This window comes from Streptomyces sp. NPDC052079, assembly GCF_040680275.1.
Taxonomy (GTDB): domain Bacteria; phylum Actinomycetota; class Actinomycetes; order Streptomycetales; family Streptomycetaceae; genus Streptomyces.
In genome coordinates this window covers 676069-689102 of the sequence record NZ_JBFAWL010000001.1, presented here as the reverse complement: position 1 = coordinate 689102, position 13034 = coordinate 676069, and the positions used below count along the sequence as shown (strand labels likewise).

14 protein-coding genes are annotated in these 13034 nt (G+C 73.1%); 4 read left to right on the top strand and 10 right to left on the bottom strand.

The annotated features are described in order from the left end of the window. Positions 1-111: 111 nt before the first annotated feature. The 9 genes from def to AB0L56_RS03295 all read right to left on the bottom strand — a co-directional run bounded on the left by def (position 112) and on the right by AB0L56_RS03295 (position 8322). A complete protein-coding gene (def, locus tag AB0L56_RS03335) occupies positions 112-762 on the bottom strand; it encodes a peptide deformylase (protein WP_361029095.1) in 651 nt (216 codons plus the stop codon). Between the two features lie 77 nt (positions 763-839). Beyond that, entirely contained in the window at positions 840-1820 is a 981-nt protein-coding gene (locus AB0L56_RS03330; RefSeq protein WP_365418345.1) for a hypothetical protein, read from the bottom strand. A gap of 160 nt (positions 1821-1980) precedes the next feature. After that, positions 1981-3225 carry an HD domain-containing protein gene (locus AB0L56_RS03325; protein ID WP_365418343.1) on the bottom strand — a complete coding sequence of 415 codons (1245 nt, stop codon included), beginning with the start codon at positions 3223-3225 and terminating at the stop codon, positions 1981-1983. Beyond that, positions 3222-4604 carry an HD-GYP domain-containing protein gene (locus AB0L56_RS03320; protein WP_365418340.1) on the bottom strand — a complete coding sequence of 461 codons (1383 nt, stop codon included), beginning with the start codon at positions 4602-4604 and terminating at the stop codon, positions 3222-3224. The genes AB0L56_RS03325 and AB0L56_RS03320 overlap by 4 nt, the downstream gene beginning before the upstream one ends. 154 nt (positions 4605-4758) lie before the next feature. Further along, a complete protein-coding gene (gene rsrA / locus AB0L56_RS03315; protein ID WP_361029107.1) occupies positions 4759-5070 on the bottom strand; it encodes a mycothiol system anti-sigma-R factor in 312 nt (103 codons plus the stop codon). Continuing rightward, positions 5067-5753, bottom strand: coding sequence for an RNA polymerase sigma factor SigR (sigR, locus tag AB0L56_RS03310; RefSeq protein ID WP_361029251.1), 687 nt, complete (start codon positions 5751-5753; stop codon positions 5067-5069). The genes rsrA and sigR overlap by 4 nt, the downstream gene beginning before the upstream one ends. 256 nt (positions 5754-6009) lie before the next feature. Then, positions 6010-6660 (bottom strand): alpha/beta family hydrolase, encoded by a 651-nt coding sequence (locus tag AB0L56_RS03305; protein ID WP_365418337.1) that lies wholly within the window; start codon positions 6658-6660, stop codon positions 6010-6012. Between the two features lies 1 nt (position 6661). Then, positions 6662-7477 (bottom strand): SOS response-associated peptidase, encoded by an 816-nt coding sequence (locus tag AB0L56_RS03300; protein ID WP_365418855.1) that lies wholly within the window; start codon positions 7475-7477, stop codon positions 6662-6664. Positions 7478-8193: 716 nt separating this feature from the next. Continuing rightward, entirely contained in the window at positions 8194-8322 is a 129-nt protein-coding gene (locus AB0L56_RS03295) for a hypothetical protein (RefSeq protein WP_361029261.1), read from the bottom strand. Between the two features lie 403 nt (positions 8323-8725). On the opposite strand from AB0L56_RS03295, the gene AB0L56_RS03290 reads away from it, so the two are divergent. From AB0L56_RS03290 to AB0L56_RS03275, 4 genes are all read left to right on the top strand, one after another. Next, positions 8726-9448, top strand: coding sequence for a M50 family metallopeptidase (locus tag AB0L56_RS03290; RefSeq protein ID WP_361029257.1), 723 nt, complete (start codon positions 8726-8728; stop codon positions 9446-9448). An 80-nt stretch (positions 9449-9528) separates the two neighbouring features. Further along, a complete protein-coding gene (aroA, locus tag AB0L56_RS03285; protein WP_365418334.1) occupies positions 9529-10845 on the top strand; it encodes a 3-phosphoshikimate 1-carboxyvinyltransferase in 1317 nt (438 codons plus the stop codon). A gap of 9 nt (positions 10846-10854) precedes the next feature. Beyond that, on the top strand, positions 10855-11865 hold the full coding sequence (gene rsgA / locus AB0L56_RS03280) for a ribosome small subunit-dependent GTPase A (RefSeq protein ID WP_361029116.1): 1011 nt from the start codon (positions 10855-10857) through the stop codon (positions 11863-11865). A gap of 117 nt (positions 11866-11982) precedes the next feature. Continuing rightward, positions 11983-12306: a multidrug efflux SMR transporter gene (locus tag AB0L56_RS03275; RefSeq protein WP_106412534.1), complete on the top strand. Its 324-nt coding sequence runs from the start codon at positions 11983-11985 to the stop codon at positions 12304-12306. A 25-nt stretch (positions 12307-12331) separates the two neighbouring features. Here the strand turns inward: AB0L56_RS03275 and AB0L56_RS03270 are convergent, their stop codons facing one another. After that, positions 12332-12940 (bottom strand): TetR/AcrR family transcriptional regulator, encoded by a 609-nt coding sequence (locus AB0L56_RS03270; RefSeq protein ID WP_361029119.1) that lies wholly within the window; start codon positions 12938-12940, stop codon positions 12332-12334. Positions 12941-13034: the final 94 nt, after the last annotated feature.

The window sequence follows — 13034 nt, the reverse complement described above, 5'->3', positions numbered from 1 at the left end:
CGGATTTGCTTCTTTCACTACCTTTCGGCACGCACAGACGAACGGCGCCCGACCGGAGTGGTGTCCGGTCGGGCGCCGTGCGCGAGGAAACGGAGGGGCTGCGTCGGGTCGTCAGTCGTTGGCGACCACGGGGTAGCGCGGCTCGTTCTCGGCCATCTGCCGCAGCGCCGCCTTGCGCTCACGCTTGGAGAGCCTGTCGATGTACAGGTAGCCGTAGAGGTGGTCCGTCTCGTGCTGCAAACACCGCGCGAAGTAGCCCGTGCCGCGTACCCGGACCGGGTTGCCCTTCTCGTCCTGTCCGGTCACTTCGGCGTAGTCGGGGCGGGCCAGCGGCGCGTAGGCGGTCGGCACCGACAGACAGCCCTCGCTGTTGTCGTCGAGCCGGCGCTGCTCGGCGGGCAGTTCGACCAGCTTCGGGTTGCAGATCACGCCGACGTGGCGCACGCCCTCGTCGTCCGGGCAGTCGTAGACGAAGACCTTTTGGTCGACGCCGATCTGGTTGGCGGCCAGGCCCACGCCCTCGGCCGTGCGCTGGCTGGCGAACATGTCGGCGACCAGTTGCTGCAACTCCTCGCCGAAGTCGGTGACGTCCTTGCACTCCTTGTGCAGCACCGGGTTGCCGACCACCGTGATCGGACGCGAGGTGCCGCGCTCGCGCCAGGCCGCCTCGCGCTCCTCGCAGTCCTCCGTGTCGATGACGTACCCCTCGTCGTCGACGGGGAGCACGCCCGCGTGCTGCTGATCGGTGTCCTGCTGAGCCATGACGGAGGTGTGCCTTCCTGGGAAAATCCGGGGGTGATGCTGATACAGGGTACGGGGAACGCTCTGCGCGCCCGCCCCTAACAGACCTCTTCGAGATCGCGCCAGTCCCGCGAGTCCGGGCTGTCCGCGACCCACCCGTCCAGCAGCCCCCGTACCAGCGAAGCCGGCGCGGCGATCCCGCACTCGCGTTCTGGCACCCACAACTGCCCGTCCGTACGGTGGCCGAGGGGGCCGGGGTGCCCCGGCTCGCTGTGGTCGTGCGGGTCCAGGTGCTCGCCCTCGCCCTCGTCGGACGGCATCCGGGACTCCGAGCACATCCGGCACAGCAGCCGCACGGACGACGACCAGTCCTCGGCGGCGAAACCGGCGTCGGAGGCCAGCTGTTCCAGCGCGTCCCGGTCGCTCTCGGAGGCGGCCTCCAGCAGCACCACCCACGTCGGCACCGGCGACGGCGCCCACAACTCGATCTCGTCGAACACCGGGTAGGTGTGCCCGGCGGCGGTGCTGCGCTCGCCGTGCGGCACCCCGTCGTGCAGGACGACCTCGCCCCAGCGGCGCCCGGAGGACGGCAGCGGAATGGACAGCACCTCGATCCGGGCGGGGTCGAGGCGCCGCCCCCACACGACCTCCGCCTCCCCCTCCGGGGACAGCCGTACGGCAGCACTGCCCAGGTCCATGCCGAGGGGCTCACCGGAGTCGGTGGCCGGTCCCGGCACCTTCAGCCCGTAGGCCTGCCAGGCCCGCCGCGCCAGCGGCCAGTCCTGCAGGGCGGTGGCGGCGATGCCGACGTTCCACCAGTCGGGAGCCCCGGTGCCGCGGTCGAGCAGCGCCACGGCGCGCAGGCCGGCCGAGCGCGCCTGTTCCCAGTCGTGCCGGAACTTGTGCAGCAGCGCGAGATTGAACCAGGACTCCGAGAGCCAGGGTTCCAGATCGGCGGCACGTGTCAGCAACGCGCCCGCGTCCTCGTACCGGCCGTCGCCGATGAGCGTGAACGCGCGATCCGTGGCCTGCCGCCAGGAGGCGGAGGGCCGGTGCCGTCCCTTGCCGAAGATCCTCACGATTCCCGCCTGCCAGTTCCGTTCGGTGGGCCGGCTGTACCGATCCGCGCCCCCGGACACCCTCTCCTTCGCATCCAACCACGTACGGCCACACGGACGCTCATTACCCATGGGTTACCCAGCCTCGCACGGGGTCAGACAGTCCCGGGCGAGGCTCTCATCACGTCCGGTCCCCCTGTGCATGGGCCCCCTCCGTGTTCCGTGACAGCACCCGGGCCAGCGCCTCGACGACCTCCGGCGCGTACTCCCCGGCGGTAGCGAGCCGCAGTTCCTCCAGCGCGGTCAGCGGCCCGCCGGGTCCTCCTTCCCGGGACTTCTCCTCGTACGCGTTCACCACCCGGACGATCCGCGCGGCGAGCGGCTGCTCCCGGTGCGGATCGGCCTGGCGCTCGACGATCCCGGCCACCCGGGGGTCGACCCCGGTCTGCCGCACCACGGCGCCGCCGAGCAGCGCGATCCGCCGCTGCTCGGAGACCGGAAGGCCGGCGGTGGCCCCCGCGGGGACCGGGTCGACGAGACTGAGCTGCCCGATGTCGTGCATCAGCGCCGCGTACTCCAGCACGGTCAGCTCGGGCTCGGTCAGTCCGAGGTCCCGGCCCACCGCCTGGCTCAGCGCGGCGACCCGGCGGGCGTGGCCGGCGGGGGTGTACCCGGCGATCTCGGTGGCCCGCGCGAGGGAGGCGATGGTCTGCCGGTAGGTGGCGCGGACGGCGGCGTACCGCCGGTAGGACAGCTGGGCGAGCAACAGGGGCACGGAGAAGACGGGCAGCGCCCACAGGCCCACGACCGCGACCCCGAGCGCCATCACCGCGCCGGTGGCGATGACGGCGGCCCCGATGCCGGGAACGGCCCGCAGTTCGTCGCGCAGCATCGGCAGGAAGGGCCAGCCGGTACGGGAGTGCGCCAGGGCGGCGGCGAGCACGGCGTCGCACAGCGCGGTGAGGGACAGCAGGGCGAGCAGCAGCAGCGCGTGGGCGGAGCCGCCCCAGTCGTCGAAGGCGCCCCGGTTGTCCAGGGGCTGGAAGCACAGGGCGACGAAGCCGACGGTCAGCACCCGGCGGGCCGCCGGGTCGAGGGCCGGCCCGTCGCCGCGCCCGACATGCGGCACGCTGCCGAGCAGGGACGCGGCGAGCACCACGGTGACGACCTGGGCGGCGCCGTGGTGGGTGGGCCGCCCCGCGGTCTCGGTGAGCAGCGCGTACGACAGGGAGCCCGCGGCGGCCAGGGGTGCGGCCTCCCGGATGCGGGTCCCGTTGCGCCGGGTGAGCTCGCCGACCGTGACCAGCACCCCGAACGCCAGGGCGGCGCCCCGTTCCTCGAGGCCGTGGTAGAGGGTGCCGCCCAGGGAGCCGGTCGCGAGGACGGCGGCACACAGGTGCACGACGGTGTGCAGCCGCGGCCTCACCGTCGTGCCCCGGACCGGTCGGTCACCGGTGCGGCGGGCCCGGGCGGGGCGGTGGAGCGGTCGTCGTCGGCGGTCACCGCCGGGTGCCAGCCGGACCGGCCGATGGCGCGGGCCAGCGCGCCGACCATCCGCGGGTCGAAGTGGGTGCCCGCGCACCGGCGGAGCTCCTCGAGCGCCGCGGGCACGGGCCGTGCCCTGCTGTAGGAGCGGTTGGAGGTCATCGCGTCGAAGGCGTCGGCGACCGCGACCACCCGCGCGGGTTCGGGGATCTGACCGCCCGCCAGCCCGTAGGGGTAGCCCGAGCCGTCCAGCCGCTCGTGGTGGTGCAGTACCGCCGCGCGGGCCTCGCCGAGGAAGGAGATCCCCCGCACCATCTCGTGCCCGTACTCGGGATGCAGTTCGATCACCCGGCGTTCCTCGGGGGTCAGCGGGCCGTTCTTGGTCAGCAGCCGGGTGGGGACGCCGAGCTTGCCGACGTCGTGCAGGATGCCTGCGAAGCGCAGCACCTCGACCCGTTCGTCGTCCAGGCCCAGTTCCCGCGCGATCATCATGGACGCCCGTCCGACGCGCTCGCTGTGTCCGCGCGTGTAGCCGTCCTTGATGTCGACGGCCTGGACGAGCGCGCGGATCGTGGCCTGGTGGGCGGCCCGCTCCCGGTGGTACTGGGCGAACGCCCACCACGAGACGCCCATCGGCAGCAGCACCGGGAGCGCCGCCATGGGGCCGTAGGCGCTGCGCCACAGCAGCGCCATCATGAGTCCGGCGAGGCCATGCACGGTGAGCGGCGCCAGCGACCTCAGGAAGTGCCGCCACCACGCGGCGGGGGCCGCCGTCGGCCGTCCGCGCGGGGGCCCGCCGGACGCCGTCGCCGGGATGCCTCCGTCGAGCAGGGTGAGCACCAGGCAGAACGCCAGGACCGCGGCCCCGGCCGTCGCCAGCGCGCCCGGTACGTCGCAGTCCGCCACCGTGCCGGGTCCTCCGGCCGCCGTGTGGACGCGGCTAGCCGCCCAGACGGCGAGCACCAGCTGAGCGGCCCGCCATAGCCTGCGCGCCGCCGGGTACGGCCGCTGCTCCACGGGAAGCAGCAGCGCCCCGGGCAGCGCGACCAGCGCGGCGGCGTACGGCGGCAGCAGGAAGGCCCCGGCGAGCAGGACGGGGTGGAAGGTGCCGCCCGGGTGCGGGGCGGCGACGAGGCGTGACCGGGCGAGGCGCTCGCATCCGGCGTACAGCGCGGCGAGCAGGACGACCGGCCACCAGGGGACGGGGACGTCCGGGAGGGCTCCCGGTGCCGCCAGTACCGGCGGCGGGACCAGACAGAGCAGGGCCGGCAGGGTGACTCCGGCGACATACACCTTGGCCCGCGCCGGTAACGCCTCCATGAGCCCCCACCCCCGACCGTGCCCGCGGCACTCGGTCCGCCGTCTGCCAGGCTCTGGAGCCTAGGCCGGGGGCAGGTGCATCCACGGGCCGATAACCCGCGGATTAGCACGTACGAGTGACAGGGGCGGGGACACGCGGCGACACCGTGAGGTGTCAGGACTCCTGCGGTGCGGCCGGTGAGGTCGTGACGTCCTGGTCGGGCACGGCCTGGCCGGAACGGATCAGCTCGATCCGGCCCATGACCTTGGAGCGCAGGTCGCCGGGCACGTCGTCGTGCCCGCAGCAGCGCTTGACGAGCTTCTTCACCGCCTGCTCGAGCCCGTACTTCTCCAGGCACGGCGAGCATTCCTCGAAGTGGTGCTCGAACTTCACACAGTCGTCATCCGGCATCTCACGGTCGAGAAACTCGTAGAGATGATCGAGGATTTCGCTGCAATCCGTCTCGTGCGGCTCTCCGCAGCTCATGACCCCGAGCCTTTCGCTTCGTTCGACTCTCCGGCACCCGCCGGGGCCAGTCCGCGCTCACGCGCGTAGCCCTCCAGCATGCCGCGCAGCTGGCGGCGGCCCCGGTGCAGTCGGGACATCACCGTACCGATGGGTGTGGCCATGATGTCCGCGATCTCCTTGTAGGCAAAGCCCTCGACATCGGCGAGATACACCGCGATGCGGAACTCCTCGGGGATCGCCTGCAGTGCTTCCTTGACGTCCGAGTCGGGCAGGTGGTCCAGCGCCTGCGACTCCGCGGAGCGCAGCCCCGTGGACATGTGCGACTCGGCACGGGCGAGCTGCCAGTCCTCGATCTCCTCGGCCGCGCTGCGCTGGGGCTCGCGCTGCTTCTTGCGGTACGAGTTGATGAAGGTGTTGGTGAGGATCCGGTACAGCCACGCCTTGAGGTTGGTGCCTTCACGGAACTGGTGGAAGGACGCGTACGCCTTGGCGTACATCTCCTGCACCAGGTCCTCGGCGTCGGCCGGGTTGCGCGTCATGCGCAGCGCGGCCGAGTACATCTGGTCGAGAAACTCGAGCGCGTCCCGCTCGAAGCGCGCGCTGCGCTCCGCGGCCGACTCCGCGCCCGCGCCGCCCCGGCCCTCGGGCTGCTCCGCCTGGCCGTGTTCGGTCCCTGCGTCGGTACCGGGAACCGGACCCACCTCCTCCGATGTTGTCGCGAGACCATAACCGGTCTCGCCCGAATCGGAGGATAGACGACGATCCGGTCCGCCCGCCGCCCGGATCGGGGCGGTCCTGGCCGCGTGCAGCACCGTCCAGTCCAGGTCGGCGCGGGGACTGCGGCTCGGGCAGAACGTGGAACCCATGCGGCAGACTTCCTCTCCTACGACGGTGGTGCCGTTGACCGGCAGTTACGTCCCTCCCAACAGCAGAGGTTGCCCTGACATTCCCGGCGCCTCAGCCGAGCGTGCCGGTCCAGCGCACGACCGCGTCCGTGACCACCGCCAGGGCCTCGTCCTGCGTGAGGTCCGCCCGTTTGGGCACGGCGAGACCATGATCGGCGTGGGGCACCTCCACCAGTTCGCAGCTGCCCTCGGGGAACTCCCCGGGGGTGCCGAACGGGTCGTTGCCGCCCTGGACGACGAGGGTGGGCACGCCGGCGCCCAGCAGCTCGTCGGCCCGGGACTTCTCCGGCTTTCCGGGCGGATGCAGGGGGAAGCTCAGGGCGAGCACCGCGTGGGCGCCGAGTTCCCCGGCGGTGCGGCAGGCCACGCGGGCGCCGGCGCTGCGTCCGCCCGCGATCACCGGCAGGCCCGGGCCGGTCAGCGCGGGCCAGATGCCCCGCCAGCCGGTGTCCAGGGTCTTCGGGGCGGGGGCGACCTTCTTGCCGGCCACCCGCCAGGGCTGTTCCACAAGGGCGACGGTCACCCCGTGCGCGGGCAGCTCGGCGGCGAGCGCCTGGAGGTCCCTGGCGCCGATGCCGCCGCCGGCGCCGTGGCTCAGCGCAAGGACGAGGCGGGCGTGGCGCACGGCAGGGTGCCAGGTGATGCGGGCGGTACCGGCGTCCGTCTCGACGCTCTGGACCGTCTCTGTGGTGTCGTGGGTCACGTCAGAAGAGTGTGCCCTCTTCCGGCGCGGCCAGCTCCTTCAGCAGCTCCGGCCCGTTGTTGCGGACGTTGCTGACGGCCGTGGTGACCGGGTAGGCGCGCATCAGGCCGGGGGGCGGCGGGGCGAGCAGCTCGCGAAGCTCGTCGGTGTCCGTGCGGGACGGGTCCAGCCAGGCGTCCCAGCGGTCCGGGGTCAGCATCAGCGGCATCCGCGGGTGGATCTCGGCGAGGGCGCGCGGGCCGTCCGCGGGGGACACGGCGAGCGGGCCGGTCTCCGCCTCGGTGGTGATGACGGAGCACGTCACCCACCAGGCGCCCGGGTGGTCGTCCGGTAGCGTCCGGTCCCGCCAGAACTCGTACAGCCCGGCCATGGCGAAGACGGAGCCGTCGGCCGGCGTCACGAAGTAGGGCTGCTTGCGGGGCCGCTTCTTCTTCCCCTCGACCTCCAGGTCCCGCTCTTGCTTGCCGGTGACCCACTCGTAATAGCCGTCGGCGGGGAGGATGCAGCGCCGGGAGGAGAAGGCGCGGCGGTAGGACGGCTTCTCATGGACGCTCTCCGCGCGGGCGTTGATCATCCGGGCGCCGCCCTCGGGGGTCTTGGACCACGAGGGCACCAGTCCCCACTTCAGCTTCCGCAGCTGGCGGACCGGGCGTGGGTCCTGCGCGTCCTTCAGGGCACGGTCGAGTACGGCGTAGACCTCCTTGGTCGGCGCCACGTTGTAGTCGGGCTCCAGGGTCTCCCCCGGCTCCCACTTCTCGATCCCGAAGATTCCGGCGAGATCATCGGGCCTACGACTCGCCGCGTACCGTCCGCACATCTCCATCCCCGTCCACACCTGTAAAACGACCCTCACACCCTACGCAAGCGACGCAACGGTCCGAGGGGCTGCCGTGTTCCCGGTGCCGGTCCCGCGCGCGGCGGTGGCCGGGGAGGGGTGCCGCACCGGCCGCAACCGCGGAAGGATCCCGCACCGGCCGCAACCGGGGAGGGTGCCGCAGCACCCGGGCGGCACCTGGCCGGCGCACCTCCTCGGCCCTATGGCCCGGGGCGTCTCCTCCGGGTCCGCCGAGCTGGCTGCTCCCCCGGGGCGGGGCGCACCCGGTCGATCCTCTTCGGCGATTCCCCGGCCGCAGTTCCGCGGGCTCTTTCGGCGCGGGCGAGTCGGCCGCGACCGGGGAGGGGTGCCGCGCCGGCCGCGGGCGCCGGTCGGTCGTATGCCGCCGGGGACGTAGGAGACCAGCGATGCCCCCTCCGCCGGCCTCCCGCGCGGTGTCGCGTCCGCCAGACCGGGGGGCCCTGCACGCCCGTACGGTCACCGGGGAGCTGGCCGTGCCAGGCGGCGCCCATGTCGCTGCCCCGTGCCACCACTGCGGCGGGGTCGGTGACCTGGCACCTCAGCTCGACCCGGCAGCGGAACGAGACGGGCCCGTCCCGGCCGGCCGGAGGACGAGCACGGGCGGGTGCTGGCGGTGTCCAAGGACGAGCGACGCGTGGCCTGAGCGGCCGACCAGGCGCGCGGCCCGGTCCCGCCCGTCAGTCGTCGTACGACAGGCCGCGCCCGGAGCGGACCTTGGCCGGGTCGTCGGCCCGCTGAATGTTGGGGACGGGCAGCCTGCCGCGAGGATCGACCCGGCCGGCGATCACCCGGGCGGCGGCGCGCAATTCGACCTCGGTCCTCGGTCCAGCAGTAGGAGGCCAGGGAGGTCCGCACCGGCCGGCGTCCGGCACCAGCGCCCTCCCCCGCGGCGCGCACAACGCTCGGCGGCGGGACCGGCGGCAGCGGGCGGGTGCCGACCAGGGGGTCGTACGTCGACGGGTGCGTCGCCAACGCCTCCGTGCCGACCGCCGCCCTCGCCGTGCGCGGGCATCACGAGCGGGCGGGTTCCTGAGGGCCAGCGGCCGGCCGGGAGCTCCCGAGGGCATCGGGGACGCCGCCCCTGGCCTGCCCGTTTGCCGGTCAGGAACGGTCTCCGTTCCATCGGCGTCTCAGACATCGACCGTACATTCGTGCAACACTGCTGGACCCCGTACGCCCAGAGGGAGCGATCCGAAACGCATGGACAGCATGGTCAGCACCGCGGCCGCCTCGCTCGGCTCCCTCTGGGACGAGGTCTCCGGCACCCAGCCCGACCCCGACATATGGGTGGTCGTCGCCACACTGGTCGCCGCGGCCGCCGTCGTCGTACCGCACGGGCCGTGGCGGATCTCCCGCAACGCCATCACCATCGCCCACGAGGGCGGGCACGGCCTGGTGGCCCTGCTCACCGGCCGCACCCTGACGGGGATACGCCTGCACTCGGACACCAGCGGCCTGACCGTCAGCCGGGGCAAGCCGGACGGCATCGGCATGATCCTCACCGCCGCCTCCGGCTACACCGCGCCCCCGCTGCTGGGCCTCGGCGGCGCCGCGCTGCTCGGCGTGGGGCGCATCACATTGCTGCTGTGGCTGGCCACGGCGCTGCTCGTAGCGATGCTGGTGATGATCCGCAACGCATACGGCGCGGTGTCGCTGCTCGTCACGGGCGGCACGTTCGTCCTGGTGTCCTGGCTGGCAGGGCCCCAGGTGCAGGCGGCGTTCGCGTACGCCGTGGTGTGGTTCCTGCTGCTGGGAGGGGTGCGCCCGGCGTTCGAGCTCCAGGCCAAGCGGGCGCGCGGCGGCGCGGGGGACTCGGACGCGGACCAGTTGTCGCGGCTGACGCATGTCCCCGCGGGCCTGTGGCTGTTCCTCTTCCACGCGGTGTCGCTGTGCGCGCTGCTGGGCGGCGGCAGGTGGCTCCTGGAGCTGTAGCTGTTCGGGCGGTAGCTCTTCACGGCGCAGCCGCATCCGGAGGACGGCCTGCCCCCGGGCCTCCTTATAAAGTGGGCCCCATGGCCCCGAACCCCGCACACACCGCCCTCTGGCCCGCCCCGCACGCGAGCGGAGCCGTCGACGCGACGGTCCACGTGCCCGGGTCCAAGTCGGTCACCAACCGTGCCCTCGTGCTCGCCGCCCTCGCCTCCGAGCCGGGCTGGCTGCGCCGCCCGTTGCGTTCCCGCGACACCCTGCTGATGGCGGGCGCCCTGCGGGCCATGGGCATCGAGATCGAGGAAGGCGTGGGCCCCGACGGCACCGGCGAGGCCTGGCGGGTGCTCCCGACGGGTCTGCACGGCCAGGCCACCGTCGACGTCGGCAACGCCGGCACGGTGATGCGGTTCCTGCCTCCGGTCGCCACGCTGGCCGACGGTCCCGTCCGGTTCGACGGCGACCCCCGCTCGTACGAGCGTCCCCTGAACGGAGTCATCGACGCGCTGCGTCACCTGGGCGCCCGGATCGACGACGACGACCGCGGCGCGCTGCCGATGACGGTTCAGGGCGGGGGCGCCCTGGACGGCGGCACGGTGGAGGTGGACGCGTCCTCGTCCTCCCAGTTCGTCAGCGCGCTGCTGCTCTCCGCGCCCCGGTTCAACCAGGGCGTCGAGGTCCGGCACACCGGCGCGACGCTGCCGTCCCTGCCGCACATCCGGATGACCGTCGACATGCTCCGCGCGGTGGGCGCCCAGGTCGACACCCCGGAGTCGGGCGGCGAGCCCAACGTCTGGCGGGTCACCCCGGGCGCCCTGCTGGGCCGGGACCTGACCGTCGAGCCGGACCTGTCCAACGCCCAGCCGTTCCTGGCGGCAGCCCTGGTGACGGGCGGGAAGGTCGTCGTCCCGGACTGGCCGGCCCGCACCACCCAGCCCGGTGACCGGCTGCGGGAGATCTTCACGGAGATGGGCGGTTCCTGCGAGCTGACCGAGTTCGGTCTGGTGTTCACCGGCTCCGGGTCGATCCACGGCATCGACGTGGACCTCGGCGAGGTCGGCGAGCTGACGCCGGGCATCGCGGCCGTCGCGGCGCTCGCGGACTCCCCGTCGACCCTGCGGGGCGTGGCGCATCTGCGGCTGCACGAGACGGACCGCCTGGCCGCGCTCACCAAGGAGATCAACGAGCTCGGCGGCGACGTCACGGAGACCGCCGACGGTCTCCACATCCGCCCGCGCCGGCTGCACGGCGGGGTCTTCCACACCTACGAGGACCACCGCATGGCCACCGCGGGCGCGGTCATCGGCCTGGCGGTCGACGGCGTGCAGATCGAGAACGTGGCGACCACGGCGAAGACGCTGCCGGACTTCCCCGATCTGTGGACCGGGATGCTGGGGGCATAGGGGTCCGCCATGCGCCGCTACGGCAAGCACACCGACGAGGACGACATCCGCTCGCGCCCCAACCGCAGGGGCAACCGGCCGCGCACCCACATCAGGCCCAAGCATGAGGACGCCGCCGAGGGAATGGTCCTCACCGTCGACCGGGGCCGGCTCACCTGCCTCGTCGAGGGCCGGACCGTGATGGCGATGAAGGCCCGCGAGCTGGGCCGCAAGGCGGCGGTGGTCGGTGACCGGGTGGCGATCGTGGGCGACCTGTCCGGCAAGAAGGACACCCTCGCGCGGATCGTGCGGATCGAGCCGCGCACCTCGGTGCTGCGCCGTACCGCCGATGACGACGACCCCTATGAGCGGGTGGTCGTGGCCAACGCCGACCAGCTCGCCATCGTCACCGCCCTCGCCGATCCCGAACCCCGCCCGCGGCTGATCGACCGCTGTCTGGTCGCGGCGTTCGACGGCGGGCTCGAGCCGCTGCTGGTGCTCACCAAGTCGGACCTCGCACCGGCCGACAAGCTGCTGGAGCTCTACGGCGACCTGGACATCCCCTATGTCGTCACCAGCCGTGCGGAGCTGGAGAGCGGCACGGCCGCGGACCGGGTGCGGGAGCACCTGGACGGCCGGATCACGGCGTTCGTGGGGCACTCCGGGGTCGGCAAGACGACCCTGGTGAACGCGCTGGTGCCGCCGGAGCGGCGGCGTACGACCGGCCTGGTCAACGCGGTGACCGGGCGGGGGCGGCACACGACGACCTCCGCGCTGGCGCTGCCGCTGTCGGGCGCGGAGGGCTGGGTGATCGACACCCCGGGAGTGCGGTCGTTCGGGCTCGCCCATGTCGACCCGTCCCGGGTCATCCATGCCTTCCCCGATCTGGAGCCGGGCACGGAGGGCTGTCCGCGCGCGTGCAGCCATGACGAGCCGGACTGCGCGCTGGACGCCTGGGTGGCCGAGGGTCACGCGGACCCGGCCCGGCTGTACTCGCTGCGCCGACTGCTGGCGACGCGGGAGCCTACGGAAGGCGACTGACCCTCGCGGGTTTGTCATGGGGTGCGGACGGTAAGTGCATAATCGCACCGAGCCGGACCCGAACCTGCCGAACCCGGCGAAGCGGTCACTGTACGTGAGACAGCGGGAGGACTGCACATGGCGTGGCTGCTGGTCATCGTGGCCGGGTTGCTCGAGACCGGCTTCGCCGTGTGCCTGAAGCTTTCGCACGGCTTCACCCGGCTGTGGCCGACCATCGCCTTCTGCGCGTTCGCGCTGGGCAGCTTCGGTCTGCTGACCCTGGCGCTGAAGAAGCTGGACGTGGGGCCGGCGTACGCGGTGTGGACGGGCATCGGCGCGGCGGGTACGGCCATCTACGGCATGGTGTTCCTGGGCGACCTGGTCTCGACGCTGAAGATCGTGTCGATCACCTTGGTGATCCTCGGTGTGATCGGACTGCAGCTTTCGGGGTCCGCCCACTAGCCCCCGCGAGGGGTCTCAGCGGTTTCTACGGCACCGGCTGCCGGTGCAGGGCGCCGCGCACCAGGTCGGCGACACCGTTGTCGGCCGGTGGTGCGGCGACGCAGGACAGGGCGAGGCGGACCACGAGTTCGCAGGAGCGGGCCAGGTCGGCGGTGTCGTTCCTGGGGACGCCGGGGCCGGCCAGGGCGGCGACGGCGCGGTCGCGGACGAGGGCGACGAAGTCGGCGGGTGAGGGCAGCGGGCCGTCGGCGCGGCGCTGGGCGGGCACGACGGAACCGGACGGTACGGGCGCGAGGGCCGGCATCGGCAGGCGTTCGCTCCAGCAGCCGGTCAGCATGGCGCGGACCAGGGCATTCGCGCGTGCGCTGGAGGTCGTCCACTCGGCGGTCGCGGTCAGGCGGTCCCGCGGGTCGGTGTGGCCGGCGAGGGCGCGGTCGACGCCGGCCAGAAAGCCGTCGGCCTCCCTGCGGACGAGGGCCCGGGCGAGACCGTCCTTGCTGCCGAACTCGTTGTACAGCGTCTGCCGGGAGACTCCGGCCGCGGCGGCCACGTCCACCATGCGGACCGCGGACCACGGCCGGCGTGCCAGTGCCGTGTAAGCGGCGTCCAGCAGAGATTCCCGCGCTGCAGGCATCTTCGCCTCCCTTGGGGCGAGCGGCCGGTCCCGCCGTTCAGATTTGACGCGCCGTCCGGCACTGTCAAGGGGTCTCGGGCTCCGCCCCCGGTAG

Excerpts from the sequence above, each read along its gene's own strand:
- def (WP_361029095.1), bottom strand. The coding sequence starts at position 762 with ATGGCTCAGCAGGACACCGATCAGCAGCACGCGGGCGTGCTCCCCGTC.
- AB0L56_RS03320 (WP_365418340.1), bottom strand. The coding sequence starts at position 4,604 with ATGGAGGCGTTACCGGCGCGGGCCAAGGTGTATGTCGCCGGAGTCACC.
- rsrA (WP_361029107.1), bottom strand. The coding sequence starts at position 5,070 with ATGAGCTGCGGAGAGCCGCACGAGACGGATTGCAGCGAAATCCTCGAT.
- AB0L56_RS03300 (WP_365418855.1), bottom strand. The coding sequence starts at position 7,477 with ATGTGCGGACGGTACGCGGCGAGTCGTAGGCCCGATGATCTCGCCGGA.
- AB0L56_RS03290 (WP_361029257.1), top strand. The coding sequence starts at position 8,726 with ATGGTCAGCACCGCGGCCGCCTCGCTCGGCTCCCTCTGGGACGAGGTC.
- aroA (WP_365418334.1), top strand. The coding sequence starts at position 9,529 with ATGGCCCCGAACCCCGCACACACCGCCCTCTGGCCCGCCCCGCACGCG.
- rsgA (WP_361029116.1), top strand. The coding sequence starts at position 10,855 with ATGCGCCGCTACGGCAAGCACACCGACGAGGACGACATCCGCTCGCGC.
- AB0L56_RS03275 (WP_106412534.1), top strand. The coding sequence starts at position 11,983 with ATGGCGTGGCTGCTGGTCATCGTGGCCGGGTTGCTCGAGACCGGCTTC.
- AB0L56_RS03270 (WP_361029119.1), bottom strand. The coding sequence starts at position 12,940 with ATGCCTGCAGCGCGGGAATCTCTGCTGGACGCCGCTTACACGGCACTG.